Raw genomic sequence first — 19000 nt, 5'->3', positions numbered from 1 at the left:
TCCTCCTTGTTAGTCCTTACTTGTTCGGATAAGCAATCACTTTGGCAAAAGCAACGGTTACACGCTGACCCACCCTAAGCTCCTTCACGGAATCTCTCGGCTGAAACGCCCTAATCGGGCCGTACCCGTCAAGTTCAACCGACACCTCGGCATAATGGCCGAGCACCATCACTTGCTTGATTGTTCCATACAAGCCGTCTCTTTCTCCGGAATCCGGACCGATCATGACATCCTCCGGCCTGACGGCGATAACGACTGACCCCGCAAGACGCTTCGTATTCGGAAACACCAGACCTCCCACACGCAGCTTGTCCTCTTCCACCACCCCCTCCAAAAAGTTCATTTTGCCGATAAACTGAGCGACAAACAGCGTATCCGGCGAATCGTATATATCCTGTGGCGCCGCGATTTGCTCGATATTACCCTGGTTCATCACGATGATCCGGTCGGACAGGGACAGGGCTTCCTCCTGGTCATGGGTGACGAACACCATGGTCAGGCCGGTCTCGGTCTGAATCTCGCGCAGCTCTTCTCTCATCTCGTGGCGAAGCTTGGCGTCAAGCGCGGAGAAAGGCTCGTCGAGCAGCAGTACCTCTGGCTTCAGCAAAAGGGATCTGGCAACGGCAATCCGCTGCTGCTGCCCGCCCGACAGCTGGCTGGGGAATTTCTTCTCCACACCGGGCAGCCGCACCAGCCGAAGCGCGTCCTCGACGGCTTTCTTGATTTCCGCCTTGGGCGTCTTGCGAATCTTGAGCCCAAAGGCCAGATTGTCATAAATGGACATATGCGGCCACAGATTGTACCCCTGAAAGACCATCGAGGTCGGCCGTTTCTCCGGCGGGAGCTTTATCACGCTTTTGCTTGCGATCATAATCTCGCCCGAATCGGGCTCAAGAAAGCCGCCGATGCTTCTCAGCACCGTCGTTTTGCCGCAGCCGGAAGGGCCAAGCAGGGTGACCAATTCACCTTTCTTCACATCGAGCGAAATACCGGTTACGCCTTCTCCTGTCTTGTAACGTTTGGTCAAATTGCGAATCGAAAGCTGTACACTCATGACATTCCTCCGTGATCCGGAAATTGATCCGGTTATTGTCCCGGGACTAAGTTACTTAACTTGGAAACCGCTGGCCATAATATCCGCGCTGACCAAACGCTGGGCGGCTAACAGCAGAATAATGGTCGGAGCGGTAAGAATGATTGAGAATACGGCGCCGGCGCTGCTCGGAAAATCAGCGATGATCGAGTACATAACGATCGGCATCGTCTTGAAATCGGGAATTCCGACCAGGAAAGTGCCTTGTGCCTCGTCCAAAGAGTTCAGAAAGGTGAAGATGGAAGCGACCAGAATACCCGGCATCGCCATCGGCAGCGTAATGCTGCAGAATACGCGGAACGGCGTGGCGCCCACATCTCTCGCCGATTCTTCCTGAGCCGTGTGAACGTTGCGGAAGGCTGCCGTCGGAATCCAGGTCATAAACATCAGAACATTAATCATATGAACGAGGACCACGCCGAGCAGCGTATTCATCAGCCCCAGTTTATAAAAGAGGACGGCAATCGAGACATACAGCCCCATTTTTGGAAAAGCGTGCGTAAGCAGAAAAGAGAACAGAAAGAAACGGCTCAGCGGAAATCGAATCCTTGCAAAAGCATAGGCGGCCGGGATGCAAATGACGATGGACAATGCCGTGACTAACGCGGCGATCAGAAACGAAAGCCCGATGGATTTGGCGATATCATCCTCCTGAAGTACGAAATGCCACCACTGTAAAGACCACTGCCGCGGCAGCAGGTCGGGATAATTCCACTTGCTGCTGAAGGCAAGAACGGCGAGATTCAAGAGCGGGCCGACAAAGAACACGACAAAAGCGACAAGCAGCAGGAACTCGAATATTTTTCGAAAACCGATTGCTCTGAAATACCAACTCATGCGCCTGTAAAGCCCCTTTCCGGGATGGGCAGCCTTAATATGAGACCGTTCCCATGTTCCCGTTATTACTTTAATTTTTTAATATTTGAACAGTATTATCTGAGATTACATGAATCGTAAAGGATAATTTAGGTAGACTGGCGGATAATCAGCTCACTGGCATACTCGTTCAGCTTTGGGAGACCGTCCTCATTCCGGATTAACCGGTCCAGCATCCATATGGCGTCATGTCCCATCTTTTCCTTCTCCACCCTCACCGTTGTAAGCGAAGGGGAATACATGGAAGCAAAGTCGATATCGTCAAAGCCCATCACGGCGATTTGCTCCGGCACAGGGACCGACCGTTCGGCCAGAAGCTTCATGGCCCCAAGAGCAAGCATGTCGTTCGTTGCAAATAAAGACGTAAAGCCTCCCTGCATGAACAAGTCCCAATGCTCGAGCATCACCCGGTATCCCATATCAAAGCTGGATTCGGGCGAGAACACGACAGACAGCCCTTCCTTGTTGCCCAGCTTCTCCATGCTGCCGCTAAAGCCCTGCAGGCGTAAATTATGGCTTCGGTGCTCCTGCGGACCCGCGATCACAAAGATCCGGCGATGCCCGAGCTGGTACAGATAGGAGGCGGCGCGCTCCCCTCCTTCTTCATCCTTGCTTACGATCTGGACGACTTCGGGATCGTCGGTCGATCCGTTGACCATCAAATACGGAATTTGAAATGATTTCACGTAATCGATGACATTTTGCCGGAGCCGGCTGATCAGAATTAATCCGTCAACCCGCTTTTCCAGCATAAAATCAGTGGAACGCAGCGACATTTCATGATCTGTGGTCAGGAACACCGAATAACCTTTCGCCCCGGCGGCCATCAGGATCGCGTCAACGATTTTGCCGTACAGCGGATGGGACACGATGGGCTGCTGCTCCCGAAAAATGATGACGCCGATATTGTGCGTCCGCTGCGAAACCATCGCTCTCGCCACCGCGCTCGGCTTGTACTGAAGCGTTTCGATCACCTTCATGACGCGTTCACGGGCCTCCTGGCTGGCATAGCCCGAGCCCGAGATCACTCGGGAAACCGTAGATTTGGAGACGCCGGCAAGTGCGGCGATTTCTTTTATGTTATAGCCCACGTTCAACTTCCTTCCGCCAACATTTCCTTTTTAATCCGGACGAGATCGGTAACATTTCTTGTGGTGATGGAATGTACGCCCATACCCGCGTATAACCTCATGTCCTTTTCCTCATCAACGGTCCAGATGTAGATTTGAAGCCCGTATTCAGCCGCTTTCTCCAGCAGGTACGGCTCAACCAAACGGTAGGGCACGTTAATTCCGAAGCAGCCGGCGCTTTTGGCATCCTGAACGGTTTGCAGGACCGCTTCCGTAAAGTCCCCGGCAAGAAACCGTACAGCATTCACATTGAGCAGCTTGCGCAATCTGGCGTTGCTGTGCTTGGCTTTGCGGGCCCTGTCCGCCTCGCAGCCCGACAGAAAGACGCGGTCGATGAGGCCAAGCCGCTTCACCAATTCCGACACCGGCTCTATGCACTCATCCGTCTTCAGGTCGAGATTCATCGTCTTCCCCGTGCACCGCACCAAATGCAATGCCTGCTCCAGCTTGACGACCGGAATGGACAGATTCTCGTACAGCTCCGAAATCGTCATGTGGGAAAGGCTGCCCATGGAGCCGTCCGCCAGGCGAACCGCATCGTCATGGCTGAGCACGGGTACGCCATCGCGGGTAACCCGAATGTCATCTTCAATAATATCCGCCCCGTTCGCAAGGCCCGTCTCGATGGAGAGCAGGGAGTTATCGGGCGTGTTCATGCATCCGGTATGCGCGGTAATAAGCGGAACAGCGTTCACTATTTTTCCTCCTTATTCATCGGCGGGAAGTCCAAACATTCCCCGCAGTTACGACTGAATCTGATGAAAAAAATCTCAAGTTCAGCTTATATATATGGCATTCGTAAAAGCGACCATCGTCCGCATGCCTTTTACAATCCCCCATAATTCAGCCCTTGCCCAGATCAACCCGTCCGCCGGGATACTGAATTCGCGGCTCTGATCGGCCGAACCTATGGCGCACTGCTCGAGGATGCCGGAATTGCCCGTGATTTTTAATGTAAAATCCTGTTTCGGCAGCTCCCATAGTGTCTGTCTAACGGAAAAGTCGATCTTCACCCGGAAGTGGATTGACTCTGCTCGATTTGGTGTGGAGACGGATTCGCCGATGCCGTACAATCTGCCGCCGGCCTCCGCCTCCAGCGTTACCAGCGGACCGATCGTTACCGCGGCTCTTCCCTCGGCAAGCGCCCGAACCGCTTTTTCCGAAGCCGTCCCTGGCCCGTCATCCACTCCCAGATACGTGACCGAGAGAGGGTCGTCCGTGTCCGCCTGCTCATGCCAGTCCCGTCCGGATGTTGCCGCGATGCGGTTCCCGGCGTTCAGCCGGTCCGTCCACAGGTCGAATGCCCGCCGATTCTCGGGCTTGACGGGTGCGAACGTTCCCGACCATACCTCGATGTAATCGAGATCGTTCCAGTCCCTGATTTCGTATTCCCAGTAGCATCCGGTACAGACAGGACTGCCGATCCGAAAGGGATGCGCCATTCCGGCCAGCCCGCCCTGCCCGTGAACCATGGAGATTCCTTCGTGAATGTCCGATTTTTCCGCTCTTCGCCAATCTACAAAATTGTGCAAGCCAATCGTCACCATATGCCCGTGGAAGGTCGTCCACTCCATGCCCGGGATAATGACGATCCCTGTTTCCCGCTGGATCTGCTCACCGTCCCGGAGTCCCGACATCGTATTATGATCGGTAAGCGCGATGCAGTCGAAGCCCAGCTTCGCCGCGCCCTCGGCCAGTTCCCGCAAGGACTGTCTGCCGTCGCTGTGAAAGGTATGCGTATGCAGTTCGCAAGCTAGCCAGCGCATCCGGGTTCCGCCTCCTCCGTCCAAACCGACAATTCATACGAGCAACGCTCCGTAACGACAGCGTGAGCGCTGATCGTTATGCTCCACTCTCCTAAAGCCATTTTTCCTGACATTAACCCTTCGGACGCTTCCTGCTCGGACAGAAAAAGATTCTGCTCGGCATCCTGCCTATGGCACGCTCCTCTGTATCCGTCAGGATCGTCTACCGAGAGGGTAAGAAGATTTTTGAGCGGTAAATATCGTCTCCAGCCTTCCCGGACTGGACTTTGATGCTCCGGAGTAATATAGGAATCAATGGCTTGCATGATTAAATCCTTGGCTTGTTCGTCGTCCTTCAGCAGCTTGGGCCCATAGGCGAACCGGATCTTGATGGCTGCCGCAGGCTTGTCCAGCCGAAATTCATAGGTGATATGACGCTTGGAATCGGAAGGAGCAAGCTGTCCGCTGACATTTAGCAGCATGATAGGCCTCCCCTCAGACATGATGTAGTCGTGGGAACGGTCCCACAGCTACAACTTTACCGGCCGATTGTTTAGCGGGGATTAACGGGGGAATTAAGCTTTGTAAAGAGTTGAGGTAAAGAATTCCAAACGGCGGAAATATAAAAACCCGTAAAAGGATCGCTTTTTCAAGCGCCCCTCTTACGGGTTACCGTTTATGCTATATTATTCAAACTTCCAGCAGTTCAGGCTCAGCGTTCCGTATTGGTATGCCTGAAACATCCGCTGCGCCTTCGTACCGCCCGCAGCCGTCCCCAGCACATAGAACAACGGAACAAAATGCTCCTTGCCATAAGACGGGACCGCTTCTCTGGCGTGCGGCGCCTTCTTGTCATATTGGAACAGCTCCTGAAGATTCCGGGACTCCAGCGTCTCTGCAACCCAGGCGTCGAAGCTCAGCGCCCATTCTTCGGGCTCGTCGCTATGGATAAGCAGCCGAAGATTATGGACCAGACCTCCGCTGCCGATGAACAGCACGCCTTCCTCCCTAAGAGGTGAGAGCATTCGGCCAATCTCATACTGCTCATTGGGAGAGCGCAGCGAATCGACGGACATCGCAATAACCGGGACGTCGGCCAGCGGGAACATTTTTCTCAAAATGACCCAGACCCCATGATCAAGCCCTCTACCCGCCACGGGCTGATGAGGCAGGTTATGGCTCTTGAACAGCTCACTGATCCTTCGGCTCAACTCCGGGTCTCCCGGAGCGGGATAAGTCAGCCGGTACATATCTTCGGGGAAACCGTAAAAGTCATGCTGGGCTTCATAACGCTCGTCGGCCGTAAGCTGCTGCTGCGGACTGTCCCAATGCGCCGAGAAGACGACAATGGCCCGGGGTCTGGGCAGATCTTCGCCGAGCCGCTCCAGGAAGCGGGTATATTCGTTATCCTCGAGGGCGAGCAGCGGGGAACCATGCGCGATAAAAAATGACGGGGTTTTCATCGATGCCTACCTCCGTAACCAGTATGTGGCCTGCATCAATATTTTACCCCTTCTTGCCAGCTATTGCGAGCGGGCAGCCCCGCCTTAAATCATCCAGTTCTGCCATTCCTGCTGGATCTGCTCCTGCCGGTTCATCCAGTCCCGCGTCGCTCCGATAACCTTAGACTGCGCTTCGCCCGAGGAGAACGTGTGGTCCGCCTGGAACACAATCTCCTTGTCGCACCGGCCTTCCGGGCGTTTCCAGAACAGCTTCTGGTACAGGAAGGCGTAATCCACCGGGATCACTTCATCCGAGGTGCCGTGAACGAGCAGCACATCGCCGCTGAATTTGTCGGCCTCCTGAAAAGGCTGATAGTCGGCCAGCGAGTTGAAATATACCGGGGTAAAGCCAAAGCCCGCATAATCCGCAGAGCCCGTCTTCACCGCCTTGTCGTAGGCTTCGCGGCCGACGATCTTGACGATATCGTTGAATGGATAGCCGACAGCCGACCACATGACGAGATTCTTCACCCGGCGGTCGCGGACTCCGGTCAGCAGGGCCACCGCTCCGCCAAGGCTGTGGCCGATCAGCGTCACGCGCGTCGGATCGACATCGGCGCAGCTCAGGCCGTAATCAAGCACGGTTCGGGTCTGCGCGATCATCGATTCCAGACCCTCGCTGCCGTAGCTTCCGCTGCTTTCGCCGCAGCCGATATAATCAAAGCGGATGACCATATAACCGTCCTTCGCCAGCTCGCGGGCAGCCTTGACGAATAGACGGTCCACACCGATACGGCTGCCGACGAATCCGTGGCAGATGACGGCAAGCGGGACACGGTCCTTGCAGCGTCCGGTCGTCCCCTGCGCCTTGGACGGATAATGTATGCTGGCGGTCAGTTCCTCCTGGTTATGTCTGATGACGATAGCCCGTTCCATTTCAAAATCCTCCTGTATATAATATATTTCAATTCCACACAAATCCGATTAATTTAGTATGAATTATATATTCCCATCTTACTCTTTGATTCCTGTTGTTGTCAATAGAAAAGACCCCCTTTATCCTGACGGATAAAAAGGGTCTTCACGGGACGTCCCGTCTTGAACGGCCAGCTATTCATAGCTGTATTTGAACATGTCGTGCGTTTCCTGTCTGCCCTCCCAGCCCTTCAGCCACTCCTCGGGAGCGCCGGGAGCACATTCCCACAAGCTGGCCGCGCCGTCTTCGGACATTTCCGCCTGACTAACCGACATCTCTGCGGCAGGGCTGTTCTTCGGCTGCCCCGCTTTGTTACGCCGCTCTTCCACGTTTCATCCCGCCTTTCTGCCTGAACGAACCTTTTTAAGGTGCGTTCAACAGTCAGTGTGCGCCCTTAGAGAAGAGACTATTCATGGGGCTGGTCAAGACCCCATTTAGTGGACATTGAAAAAACACCTAGGCTGCAAACTGGCGCCGGTACTCTACCGGCGTCAGTTTATTTAATTTACGTTGCGGCCGTTTTCGGTTATAAAATCGTATGTATTTCTCAATTCGGCTTTGTGCCTCTGCCAGATTTCGGATATCATAGGGATAGAGTCCTTCCGTTTTGAGATGCGAGAAGAAGCTCTCCATGGAGGCGTTGTCTAGGCAATTGCCCCGGCGAGACATGCTGATTTGGGCGCCAACCTGTGGCAGCATGTCGTGGTAAGCATGAGACGTGTACTGGAATCCCTGGTCGCTGTGAACGACCAATCCGGTCACGTCTTTTTGCTTGGCAAAAGCTTTGGTGAACGTCTGTAGAACCAGCTCATTGTCGTTGCGTTCACCTAGCTGGTAGGCCACTATCTCGTTGTTAAATAAGTCTTTCACCGCTGAAAGATACAGCCAGCGATCCCCGACACGGTATTGGGTGACATCGGTGACCCATTTCTGGTTTGGTTTTTCAGCTGTAAAGTTTCGTTTGAGCAAGTTCTCAGCTACACGCTCACCTGTCGGGTACGTCACGTTCAAGCGGCGTTTTCGGCGGATCTTAGCTTGAAGGCCAAGCTGTTGCATGAGACGCAGTATCTTCTTGTGGTTCATCCATATCCCCTCGTCCTGCCATATCATAAGTTGGAGCTGCCGATAACCGTACTTCCCCTCATAGCGCCAGTAAGCTCTACTGATGAGTTTCTTGGCATCTGCATCCCGATCGGTCTGTTTTCGCTTCAGGTATGCGTAATAACCGCTTCTGGAAACGCCGAATAACTGGCACAATTCTGTGATCCGACCTTGGGCAGACGCCTTCTCTACAAGGACATACCTTTCTTCCTTACCTCCTGTATCCAGATTTCCAAGCACTTTTTTAGCATTTCGTTTTCCCGCTTGAGCTTTTGAACATACCGGTCTTGATTGATGTATTCCTCTCGTCTGCCTCGCTGATCCAGGAGTCCAAATTCGCCTTGTTCCCGGTATTTGCGCATCCACTTCTTCATCCTCTGCGGGTCTTGAATGCCTAAATGTTCGTTAATCTTTCGGTAGGTCCATCCTTCCACAACATGCAGGCGAACGGCCTCTTTCTTGATCTCTTCGGAATACGTTTTAAACTTTTGCCCTTTGATAGCCATACAAAAAATGCACCCCCAAGAACTTCATCGGATAAACCAGGGGTTTATTCCAATGTCCATTCTAAGGGGTGCACTTCAGGGCGGGGGAAGGTCTTTTCGCCTGATGGGCGTTATTCGTAGCTGCCGCCGGCGGTATCGCCGGTCTCTTGTCCGGATTCCGGACTCCGCAGTGTCTCTCCCGGCGCATCGTCGGCTGAGTTCAGCAGACTGAACCCGTCCGAGCCTCCCCAATCGGTGACACCGTTCTGGAACGCATCGCCACTCTCCGCCTGCTTTTTCTTATCCGGATTCACGGGCTCCATAAGCATCCTCCTTAGGCCGTCATCGCCGCCTGCACGGCGTCCTATCAGTGTTCACCTTACCGGTGACTTTATACTCGGGTTCGCGTCAGGAAATCGGCTCTTCCAGCCAATCCCCGCTCTCTGCAGCTGGCGAAGTTCTCTCCCCAACCGGTAAGCGAAAACGGCTGCAAAGCGCATGTCTTGCACTGCCTTGCGGCGGGGCCGTATACTTTGAGTAGCAAGTGACAATCCGATTCATCTCACGGAGGTTGGCGGCAAGAACATGAAAGTGAAGGATATGATCAAAGAAAATAACCGTTTGCGCGAACAGATGACACCCTTCAACCGGTCCTATATGGAAGATATGATTATCTCTCTGCGGGCCAGCCGGATCGATAAGCTGCGCACGGAGGATCTTCTGCTGGAAGCCGCCCAGACCCTGCTCAAAGCACAGGCCAAGGGAAAAAACGCAAAACAAGTATTTGGCGATTCACCCGAAGAGTATTTTAGAGAGGTCATCAATGAAACGCCGGAACGCCCGGGCCTTAGCGGGCGAAGAATAGCGCTGATGATTCCCTGGGTTGCCCTGACCTGGCTGTTCGGGGTTCTCGCGGCCGGCGGCCTGATCTCCGAATGGACGACCGGAAGCGCAGGCCTGTTCGGACAAATCAGCCTGTTCACGATCGCCAGCGTCGGTCTCGGGTCGTTTATTTTTGTCGGACTGATTATGAAATGGCTAGGCTCCTTGTCGGAAGACGATGCGCCCAAACCTGGACAATTCGACCTGAAGTCGCTCGGCATCTATATCGGAAGCGCCGTCATCATCGTTGCCGCCGGTCTTCTGCTCGGCAGATGGCTGCCGACGTTCACCTTGTCCCCATGGGTCAGTCTGATTCTATTCGCGGCAGGACTGATCGGACAGAGACTGTTGTTTCGCCGCAAATAACCTCTGCCTCACGCATAGACTGGAGGAGTTCAATTGACGAAGAAATATTCCATCGTGACGGCGGCTATGGCCTCCGTCCTTACCCTGCTCCTGACCCTGCCCGAACCGGCCTCTGTCCTTGGCGCGGGCTCTTCCTCGGAGAAGGCCGCCGCGCCTGCAGCGCTTACGCCGGGAACAAGCCATGCGGAAGCCGTATACAAAGCTTCACTGCCTCTCCTCCTGTCCCCAAGCAAGCTGCCCGAGGCCATTTCGTATCTGAACGCCAATATGTACGCGGTTGGTTCCTACCGGGCCACGATCATGACATTGAGCCTGGAAAATGCCCAGAAGGCCGCGCTGTCGGCTTGGGAGGATAAATTTTACAATTCAATCGTTCAGCGCAAGCTGACGGACATGTATGAGCCTGGAGACAGCCTTGCGCAGCTGGCGGACAAGACGAAGAACGCAAATCTGCGACTGATGCTGCGGCGGGCGGCCGCCTGCGGATACAAGCTGGAGACGGCCGAGGGGTCTTTTTTCCCGGTTATTGATTACGAAGCTTATCGGAAATACAAGCCGTATGTCACAGATGATATCCGCGACTATATTTCCATCATGGCCGTCGAATCGAATTTCCCGTCCAATAAGGATAATGGTCTTGTAATAGCCTGGGCGGAGGTGGCGTCCCGGGCGTTGGCCCAAGAAGCTTTCATTGCCGACTACCCGCGATCGAACCGCATAGGAATCGTGAAGCAGCTGTACAAGATGTACGAGACCGATACGTTCTATGGATTGAACAATACGCCGCTGTTCCATTACGACAATCTGGAGATGGATCTGGAGGCACAGAAAGCCTACGGCGCAATTCTGGCCAAAAGCACCGGAAAAAGCGCTTATCTGGAGAAGCTGGACGGCTTCATGAAGCTGGCTAAGGAGCATGACTTCAAGCTGACCGATGAGATCGAGCTCTACCGCAGACAGGCGGCTCCGTCCCAGGAGTAGTCTGCCTGCCGGCATTAGACTGCCGGAAATCGTTCACCTCTCTCGAAACCGTCCAACGGGGCGGTAAAAACAAAGTTGTTTGAATCCGTTTTAAAGCCCCTGGAGTTTCTTTTCGGTTTCCCTTTTCTTGTCGAGACTAAGCTTCACAAAAATGGTCGACATTTTGCATTCGGGATTGTCGATTCTAATATTCCGGTTGTTGAAGTGGACATGATTAATGCCCAAGCTGTGAAACAGAAGCTTTCCCTCTTCATCCAGCCCTGAAAAAGACAGGTCGCCGATGTAACGAAACACTTCCTGGTCCTTGATCAGAATATCCAATCTTTTAGCGGCGATATGAACGTTAATTAACAGGGTATCCGACAATTCGATCATAAAAGCAGGCGTCTCAATTCCTTTTTCCAAGCGATGCTGTTTCCCGGTAATTGCTTCGTAGAGCAAGCTTCCGTCAGGTTCATTGCTCACACTGTTCCCTTCTTTCACTGATTAAGGATTTGAACGAGCTTGGATTGGAAATGGGCGGAAAACCATGGACGATTTAAATATAGGGCACATATCTTGATATCAGATTGCAAATCAAGATGGACTGCGAGGGATTATTTCATGTATTACACTGTTCAAGCCGGCGATAATTTATACTCCATTGCCTCACGATTCGGCACTACCGTTCAAGCAATTCTGCAAGCCAACAGCCTGGCCAATCCCAATAACATTTACTCGGGATTAAGACTGTACATCCCGGTTCCAGTTCCGGTCCCGTCCCCGGGACCTGGGCCGTATCCTCCAGCTCCGGACCGTGAGCTGGAGCGCCGGGTCAACCGTCTGGAGCGTGAAGTGCAGCGGTTGTCCAATGAAGTCAATCGGCTGGACCAGCGGGTGGACCGTCTGGAACGCGAGAGATGACGCTTCGCATGTATCGTTGAAGGAATGCCTTCATTCGCTGCTTCAACAGATACGCGCACGAACAGCCCCGCGGTAAAGATCCGCGGGGCTGTTATGCATCTGATTCGATTATCCGTTTGATTGAAGCGGCTAGATTAGCATATTGAACAGATTCAGGTCCTTGTTCAGTTCGATATAATCCACACCCTTGAGCTTCATCCGTTCAAGAAGCGGCTCGTAGGCTTCCTTGGACAGCAGCTCGATGCCGACGAGGGCCGGACCGTTCTCCTTGTCGTTCTTCTTCGTGTATTCGAACCGGGTAATATCGTCTTCGGGGCCGACCACCTCCGACACAAATTCGCGCAGCGCTCCCGCCCGTTGAGGGAAATTGATCATAAAATAGTGCTTCAAGCCTTCATAGATCAGCGAGCGTTCCTTGATCTCCTGCATCCGGTCGATGTCGTTGTTGCCGCCGCTCACGATGCAGACGACTGTCTTGCCCTTGATCTGATCGCGGTAGAGATCCAGTGCCGCGACCGGCAGCGAGCCGGCCGGCTCCACCACGATCGCGTTCTCGTTGTAAAGCTCCAATATAGCCGTGCAGGCCTTGCCCTCCGGCACCTTGAGGATGTCATCCAGCGTGCGGGAACAGATATCGTACGTCAGTCCTCCCACCCGCTTCACCGCCGCGCCGTCGACGAATTTGTCGATTTCCGGCAGCGTCACAACCTCTCCCTTCCGGAATGCCTCGCTCATGGAGGCGGCTCCCGACGGTTCCACGCCGATCACCTTGGTCGATGGGCTGACTGTCTTCACATAGGCTCCCACGCCCGCCGCCAGACCACCGCCGCCAATCGTCACGAATACAAAATCGGCCGGTTCACTCAGACTCTCCATCACTTCCATCGCGATCGTCCCGTTACCGGCAATGATCTTGGGCTCGTCGAACGGATGGATGAGCGTCATTCCATACTCAATGCAAGCCTGCATCGCTTCCTCGTAGGCGTCATCGAACGTATCTCCCTTGAGCACCACCTCAACGAATTCTCCGCCGAACCGGCGAACCTGCTTCACCTTCTGATTGGGCGTGGTGCTGGGCATGTACACCTTGCCGTGAATGCCAAGCGCGCGGCAGGAGAAGGCGACGCCCTGCGCATGGTTGCCCGCGCTGGCGCAGACGATCCCCCGGCTTCTTTCCTCCTCGGACAAGCTGCGGATCATATTGTAAGCCCCGCGGATTTTGAATGAGCGCACGACCTGAAGGTCCTCGCGCTTTAAATATACATTGCAATCGTATTTGGCCGACAGCACCGCGTCGCGCTGCAGCGGAGTCCGTACAATGACTTCCCGCAGCCTGTGATGCGCACGCACGATATCTTCCAGCCCCACGATCCGGTTGTCGCTTTCCTTCATGAATTCTCCTCGCTTCACTGTCTTGTTAGCATTTTCGTAGCCTTCTTGTAACATACTCCCCCGGCGGCATTTTTTCAAGCATTCACGCGCAAAACGGCCCCGGCGCTTCTGCAAACGCCGGGGCCGGACTGCGGCATATCATTCCATGTTCTACGCCTTAAAGCGGGACACGGTACCCAGCAGCGCAGACGAGCTCTGCCGGATCTCTTCCATCTCCGTTATGATGCCTCGGGATTGGTTAATAATCCGCTCCGATCTTTCGGCGATATTGCCGGCGCCCTCGGCGCCTTCGTTCGTTGCAATCGTCGTTTCGCTGATGGCGCTCAGCATATTTTGGATGGAGGCAAGCAGTTCCTCCGTCGTGGCGCTGAAATCCGTCACCAGATCTTCCACATACTTCGCGTCGTCACTGTACTGGGAGCCCGTCTGCTGCATGGCGTCATAATCACGCAGCACCTGTTTGTCCACGAACTGCAGGATATCCTCCGCTCCTTCGACGAGACTGCCCACGGCCGTAACGACCGAGCCGGTGACCTGCATAATTTCCCCTACAGCCTCGCGGGAATGTTCCGCAAGCTTCCGGATTTCCTCGGCGACCACGGCAAATCCGCGCCCGGCTTCTCCGGCCCGCGCCGCCTCGATGGAGGCGTTCAGCGACAGCAGATTCGTCTGCGAGGCAATCTCCAGAATAGCCGTCGTCAGAACCTTGATCTGTTCAATCGACCGGGACTCCTCGATCGCGTTCCGAAGCTTCTCCTCACTCTGCCCGAACAGGCGGTCCGCCGCCTGGCGGGAATCAATGGCCGACTGCTTCAGCCGCTCGGCACGCGCGTTAATATTCCTTGCCGACTCCGCACCCTCCTGGGCCTTCAAGGCGATGCTGTTAATGGCGCTCTCGATTTCCAGCGTGCTGGCGTTCATTTCCTCCATGGAAGCGGCCGTTTGCTGCATCCCCGCCGACAATTGTTCCGTTGTGGCCGAGACGTCCGCGATATCTTCATCCAGGGCAAAAATATTTTTCTCCGTATTTTCCACCGCACTCGAAATGCTTCGCGACGTCCGCATGATTTCACCGATCATTCTCTGCTGGGAAGCGATCATTTCATTGAAGCCTGTAGCCAGAAGCTTCATCTCCCCGATGGCCTTGAAGTCGGCGCGCACCGACAAGTCCCCGTTCATCGCGGTTCCGAAGGCGGAGGTCAAGACCGGAATCGGCTTCAGCAGATTGCCGGAAACGAAATACAGCAGGAGGCCCAGAATGACAATGGACGCAAGAATCGACACAATAAAAATAAGCTGGAAGCTTTTCAGGGCGCTCTCCGCATCCCCCGAAGGTACGACAAGCGCTACAGCCCATTGATGGTCGACGGCGGGAGCATATGAAACATAATTGGAACGTCCCTCAATATCCGTCTTCATAACACTGGAGCCCCACTGCAGCATTTTGTCGCTGACGGCTTTCCAGTCCGTCCCCAGCTCGCCGATCTTCTTCAGCAGAATGTAGTCGTTGTTCGGATGGTAAATGAACGTGCCCGTCTTATTGATCAGCAGCGCGAATCCGCTGCCCTTGTAGTTGAAGCTCTTCAGCTCCTTCGTCATCTGATCGATCGAAATGTCCGCACCCGCCACGCCAAGCAGCTTGCCGTTGTCGTCCACAATTGGAGCGCTGAGGGTAACAACCAATTTGCCGGAGCCGGCGTCAATATAAGGATCGGTCACCGTAAGACGGTTGTTCTTGACCGTTGTGGCATACCACGCGCGTTCCTTCATGTTGTAATCGGCCGGAGGCTCGAATTCATCCTGGGTGATGACCTTGTTAACGCTGTCCAGACCGATATAGACGTTCAGCAGATTTTTATTGCTGTCCTTGGTCAGATTCAATGTGCGAACCAGCCCGGTATAGCCTTCCGTCGTCTTGACCTGGTCCGGAGAAGACACGCTTGCGATGAAGTCTCTCACAAAAGCGTTGGCGCCCAGCAGCTGCACACTGTCTCCAGCCGGCATCAGCAAATCATTCACCTTCGAGGAAATCTGGCCCTTTTCATAATCAAGGGATTGAAGCAGGTCGCTCACGATCACTTTCTTCGCATTGGTGTAGATGACGGACGCCATGACCGTTAAAATGATCACGACCGACACAATCACGGCCAAAAACAGCTTGCCTCTGATTCCCATATCGGAGAACATGTGCAGCACCTTGCCAGCCAAGGCTTTGAAACCCGCCCGTTCTTCCGTGCGTTCTCCGGACTGCACCGCCACCGCCACAGGTTTTGACGACGCTGTAGACTTCCGGCGAAGCTTCAGCTTTGACGGGAACATTCCTTGTGACCATGGTCTGCGATTGGTTGTGGAGCCGCTTTCCTCTGACCGTTTGTCAACCGGCTCATTGTGTTCATTACGAGGTGATTTTTGTACCATGATGATCCCGCCTTCAACATTAATTAATAAACTTGCTTATTGGTTTTCTGAGAAAAAAGCTTCTCTCTTATTTCGACTTTTTTCTACAAAATTCCGCTTTACTCCTTCACCGTTTAACAACGACAATCGAACAAAGTGTGAAGAAATGAAAATCTGTTTCAGAAAATGCCTTTAATATTTGCTATCGGATTTGCATTTCGAGTTATGTAGGGGATGTTAGCTTTTCTATCGAAAATTTTGGCAGCTATGTGTCGATGTCGAAATTTAAACATTTTTGCAGCAAAAAAGCCTTCACTCCCAAGGAGAAGGAGCAAAGGCTTCGGTGAAAGTCCACCTTACTGCTTCAGCATCCATTTCAGCAGCTCCGGCACATTCGCCCACAGCCGCGAGTGCATGATCACGTACTCCACCGCTTCGTTGGCGTCGCCCCTCCCGATAAAATCGGGCAGATTATGGGGAAGCATTTTGGCGCCGAGCAGATAATCCGGCACATGCTTGTTTACGCCCTTGGCTACGCGATACAACATTTTCAAGCGGGAAGTGACGCCGTGGCGTTTGTATTCCAGCACCATCCGGTCATAGGCAAACGAAGCGGACCCTTCGTCCGAGCCGTAAGCCTTCAGCAGCTCTTCCGCCTGATCCAGCCCATCGCTGTACAAATAAACGGCAAGCAGCAAATAACGAGCTCCCATAGAGTCAGAGGGGTTAAGCTCCAGAATATGCTCAAGCGTATGGGCCGCCTCTTCCGAAGCTCCACCGAACCAACAGGATTCCGCATAGCTCATGCAGACGCGCAGGTATGGTCTTGTCTCCTGGATTAGCCAGAAGTGCCCTTTGTTCTTAGCAAAAAACTCGGCTCCCAGTTCCCGGCGCCCGGCTTCCATCCCGGATTTCAGCAGCGTCCGAACTTCCTCCTCGTTCACGGCCTCTTCAGCCAGCACCAAATAGGCCCCGGGATTGTCGGGATCCAGATCAAGCGCCGCTTTCGCCAGCTGAACTCTGTTCTTGGAATTGCCCGATTCCATCGCTTTATGTACGATCTGTTGCGCCTTTTCCTTGGCGCTTCCGCGGAGCGTTCCAACCAGGACGTCCGGAGAGAGCGAATCGTTCGGGCTTCCGATGCCATATTCCACGGCATATGCTCGCAATTCTTTGACTCTGCGGGCAATCGTGGCCGGCGATACCTCGTACTTCCGGGCCAGGTCCGCCTGACTCAGCATAAAGCCATACTCCTCGGACAGCAGATATTCAATCGCCGCGCAGAATACGCCTTCCTTCTTCACCATCGGTTTAACCACACGCGAATAGCCGTTCCACAACATCAGCGCTTCCGCGATCAGTTCCTTGTCATACTCATATCTCATCTGCTCAATCAGCGTGAGACCCAGGCTTTCATGCGCCGGACTCTCCCACTGCAGGTCACGCGAGACTAATTTTCTAAGCTTCGGAAGCGTCAGCTTGTCCTTTTGGGAAGCCGTCTTCCCCTCTATAGCGGGGGGCTCCTCCATGGGGGGCTGTACGATCGTTCCCTGCACGGCCGATCCGGCTCCAGAACCTACCAGGCTAAGTGCGGGAACGGCGTCCCGTTCTTTGCCGAGACAGCACTTTTTATATTTTTTGCCGCTCCCGCACGGACACTGGTCATTTCTTCCAATCTTGATCAAAACCTATTCCTCCTTACATCTGTACCACGCCAAGAAGTAAACAGCCCGCACTTATGCTCAAGCTACACTTCGCATGACTGTTCAACGATATTATAGCATTTCCGGCATTTAAAAAGGGTCCCTCCGTCACCGGAAAGACCCTTTCTTCTGTATATATTCCGTACATTTTCCCCCGTACGAGTTGTATTATAGCACTTCTCTCACGCCTTGTCAGTCCTTTTTTAGGACATTTAACATAAAAATTTGTGGATTCTCCCGAACGAATCTAAGGCTATGGTCACAGTAACGCTTTGGCCGCGATATCGGTTCGGTTCTGCTTGCCGTCAAAGGAAATCCGGCCGGCGTTCGCATAGGCCGCATCCCGCGCTTCTGCGATGCCTGCACCGAGCCCGACAACGCCGAGCACCCGTCCGCCGCTGGTTACAATGCCCCCGTCAGGACCGAGTGCCGTACCGGCATGAAAAACAAGCCCTTCCCGTCCGGCTTCGTCCAGCCCGGCGATCGGAACGCCTTTCGGATACGAACCCGGGTATCCTTGCGAAGCGAGCACGACGCATACGGCGGCCTCGTCGCTCCATTCAATCTCGATTTCATCAAGCCGTCCGTCTACAGCGGCAAGGAAAATCTCGAGCAGATCGCTCTTTAATCGCGGCAGGACGACCTGGGTCTCCGGATCGCCGAAGCGGGCGTTGAACTCGACCGTTTTGGGCGTGCCATCCGGCGAAATCATCAGTCCCGCGAACAGGACGCCGCGGAAAGGCCGGCCTTCGGAGACCATTGCCTTGGCCGTCGGCTCCACAATCGTCTCAATAGCCTTCTGGATGATGGCGTCGTCGATGTGCGGCAGCGGAGAATAGGTGCCCATTCCGCCGGTATTGGGGCCTTTGTCGCCGTCAAAGACCGGCTTGTGGTCCTGCGCCGCCGGCATCGGGCGCACCGTCTCGCCGTCAACAAAAGCCAGAATCGACATCTCTTGCCCGGCCAGAAACTCCTCGATCACGACCTGGCTGCCGGACTCGCCGAATACGCGCGATACCATCATATCCTCCAGCGCCTTCTCCGCCTCCTCGCGGGAGTAGGCCACGGTTACCCCCTTGCCGGCCGCAAGGCCGTCCGCCTTAATGACAATCGGCAGCGCCTGCTCCTTCAAATAAGCCGAAGCTTCGGTGTAGTCGGTGAACTTCCGGTAAGCCGCCGTCGGAATATTGTATTTATGCAGCAGGTCTTTCATGAACGCTTTGCTGCCCTCGATCTCTGCCGCGTTCTTGCGCGGTCCGAACACCTTGAGCCCCTCTGCCTCAAGAACGTCTACAATGCCCGCGGCCAGCGGGTCGTCGGGTCCGACGACTACGAGCCCGACCTCTTTTTCCTTCGCGAACGCCGCCAGCTTGTCGAACTCAAACACGCCGATCGGCACGCACTCCGCTACCTGCGCGATCCCGGCATTGCCGGGTGCGCAGTAAATTTTATCCGCTTTGGGGCTCTTGGACAGGCTCCAGCAAATTGCATGCTCCCGTCCGCCGCCGCCAATCACCAAAATATCCAT

The 19000-nt window shown here is 54.2% G+C and carries 20 protein-coding genes; 3 read left to right on the top strand and 17 right to left on the bottom strand.

The annotated features are described in order from the left end of the window. Nucleotides 1–16: 16 nt before the first annotated feature. The 12 genes from PSAB_RS03275 to PSAB_RS03220 form a co-directional block, all read right to left on the bottom strand. Nucleotides 17–1054, bottom strand: coding sequence for an ABC transporter ATP-binding protein (locus PSAB_RS03275; protein ID WP_025333168.1), 1038 nt, complete (start codon nucleotides 1052–1054; stop codon nucleotides 17–19). 51 nt (nucleotides 1055–1105) lie between these two features. Beyond that, the gene (locus tag PSAB_RS03270; protein ID WP_025333167.1) at nucleotides 1106–1930 is read right to left on the bottom strand and encodes an ABC transporter permease; all 825 of its coding nucleotides are present in this window, start codon (nucleotides 1928–1930) and stop codon (nucleotides 1106–1108) included. A gap of 128 nt (nucleotides 1931–2058) precedes the next feature. After that, entirely contained in the window at nucleotides 2059–3060 is a 1002-nt protein-coding gene (locus PSAB_RS03265; RefSeq protein ID WP_025333166.1) for a LacI family DNA-binding transcriptional regulator, read from the bottom strand. 2 nt (nucleotides 3061–3062) lie between these two features. After that, on the bottom strand, nucleotides 3063–3794 hold the full coding sequence (locus PSAB_RS03260; protein ID WP_025333165.1) for a glycerophosphodiester phosphodiesterase: 732 nt from the start codon (nucleotides 3792–3794) through the stop codon (nucleotides 3063–3065). A gap of 81 nt (nucleotides 3795–3875) precedes the next feature. Beyond that, the gene (locus PSAB_RS03255) at nucleotides 3876–4865 is read right to left on the bottom strand and encodes a CehA/McbA family metallohydrolase (protein WP_025333164.1); all 990 of its coding nucleotides are present in this window, start codon (nucleotides 4863–4865) and stop codon (nucleotides 3876–3878) included. Further along, nucleotides 4853–5326: a hypothetical protein gene (locus tag PSAB_RS03250; protein ID WP_038595507.1), complete on the bottom strand. Its 474-nt coding sequence runs from the start codon at nucleotides 5324–5326 to the stop codon at nucleotides 4853–4855. The genes PSAB_RS03255 and PSAB_RS03250 overlap by 13 nt, the downstream gene beginning before the upstream one ends. A 204-nt stretch (nucleotides 5327–5530) precedes the next feature. Then, the gene (locus PSAB_RS03245; RefSeq protein WP_025333162.1) at nucleotides 5531–6307 is read right to left on the bottom strand and encodes a DODA-type extradiol aromatic ring-opening family dioxygenase; all 777 of its coding nucleotides are present in this window, start codon (nucleotides 6305–6307) and stop codon (nucleotides 5531–5533) included. 84 nt (nucleotides 6308–6391) lie between these two features. Then, entirely contained in the window at nucleotides 6392–7222 is an 831-nt protein-coding gene (locus PSAB_RS03240) for an alpha/beta hydrolase (RefSeq protein ID WP_025333161.1), read from the bottom strand. Between the two features lie 174 nt (nucleotides 7223–7396). Next, nucleotides 7397–7591, bottom strand: coding sequence for a hypothetical protein (locus tag PSAB_RS03235; RefSeq protein WP_025333160.1), 195 nt, complete (start codon nucleotides 7589–7591; stop codon nucleotides 7397–7399). Between the two features lie 127 nt (nucleotides 7592–7718). Next, nucleotides 7719–8603 carry an IS3 family transposase gene (locus PSAB_RS03230; RefSeq protein WP_226991757.1) on the bottom strand — a complete coding sequence of 295 codons (885 nt, stop codon included), beginning with the start codon at nucleotides 8601–8603 and terminating at the stop codon, nucleotides 7719–7721. Next, nucleotides 8552–8869 (bottom strand): helix-turn-helix domain-containing protein, encoded by a 318-nt coding sequence (locus PSAB_RS03225; RefSeq protein ID WP_025333158.1) that lies wholly within the window; start codon nucleotides 8867–8869, stop codon nucleotides 8552–8554. Before PSAB_RS03225 ends, PSAB_RS03230 begins: the two co-directional genes overlap by 52 nt. 110 nt (nucleotides 8870–8979) lie before the next feature. Next, complete coding sequence (locus PSAB_RS03220; RefSeq protein WP_025333157.1) at nucleotides 8980–9171, bottom strand: hypothetical protein; 192 nt, start codon at nucleotides 9169–9171, stop codon at nucleotides 8980–8982. Nucleotides 9172–9433: 262 nt separating this feature from the next. Here PSAB_RS03220 and PSAB_RS03215 point away from each other — a divergent pair, with 262 nt between their 5' ends. Further along, nucleotides 9434–10096, top strand: a complete 663-nt coding sequence (locus PSAB_RS03215; protein WP_025333156.1) for a DUF1129 family protein — start codon at nucleotides 9434–9436, stop codon at nucleotides 10094–10096. A gap of 33 nt (nucleotides 10097–10129) precedes the next feature. Then, the gene (locus tag PSAB_RS03210) at nucleotides 10130–11077 is read left to right on the top strand and encodes a hypothetical protein (protein WP_025333155.1); all 948 of its coding nucleotides are present in this window, start codon (nucleotides 10130–10132) and stop codon (nucleotides 11075–11077) included. Between the two features lie 90 nt (nucleotides 11078–11167). On the opposite strand, the gene PSAB_RS03205 is transcribed toward PSAB_RS03210, so the two are convergent. Next, a complete protein-coding gene (locus PSAB_RS03205; RefSeq protein WP_025333154.1) occupies nucleotides 11168–11542 on the bottom strand; it encodes a hypothetical protein in 375 nt (124 codons plus the stop codon). A gap of 138 nt (nucleotides 11543–11680) precedes the next feature. Here PSAB_RS03205 and PSAB_RS03200 point away from each other — a divergent pair, with 138 nt between their 5' ends. After that, entirely contained in the window at nucleotides 11681–11980 is a 300-nt protein-coding gene (locus PSAB_RS03200; RefSeq protein WP_025333153.1) for a LysM peptidoglycan-binding domain-containing protein, read from the top strand. 129 nt (nucleotides 11981–12109) lie between these two features. Here the strand turns inward: PSAB_RS03200 and ilvA are convergent, their stop codons facing one another. The 4 genes from ilvA to purD all read right to left on the bottom strand — a co-directional run bounded on the left by ilvA (nucleotide 12110) and on the right by purD (nucleotide 19000). Continuing rightward, complete coding sequence (ilvA, locus tag PSAB_RS03195; protein WP_025333152.1) at nucleotides 12110–13372, bottom strand: threonine ammonia-lyase IlvA; 1263 nt, start codon at nucleotides 13370–13372, stop codon at nucleotides 12110–12112. 150 nt (nucleotides 13373–13522) lie between these two features. Beyond that, on the bottom strand, nucleotides 13523–15790 hold the full coding sequence (locus tag PSAB_RS03190; RefSeq protein ID WP_084266417.1) for a methyl-accepting chemotaxis protein: 2268 nt from the start codon (nucleotides 15788–15790) through the stop codon (nucleotides 13523–13525). Between the two features lie 335 nt (nucleotides 15791–16125). After that, nucleotides 16126–17454: an SEC-C metal-binding domain-containing protein gene (locus PSAB_RS03185; protein ID WP_025333150.1), complete on the bottom strand. Its 1329-nt coding sequence runs from the start codon at nucleotides 17452–17454 to the stop codon at nucleotides 16126–16128. Nucleotides 17455–17731: 277 nt separating this feature from the next. After that, nucleotides 17732–19000, bottom strand: coding sequence for a phosphoribosylamine--glycine ligase (gene purD, locus PSAB_RS03180; RefSeq protein WP_025333149.1), 1269 nt, complete (start codon nucleotides 18998–19000; stop codon nucleotides 17732–17734).

The sequence above is a fragment of the Paenibacillus sabinae T27 genome, from assembly GCF_000612505.1.
Lineage (GTDB): Bacteria > Bacillota > Bacilli > Paenibacillales > Paenibacillaceae > Paenibacillus_AQ > Paenibacillus_AQ sabinae.
The sequence above is the reverse complement of the archived record's forward strand: the minus strand, read 5'-3'. Positions and strand labels throughout refer to the sequence as shown.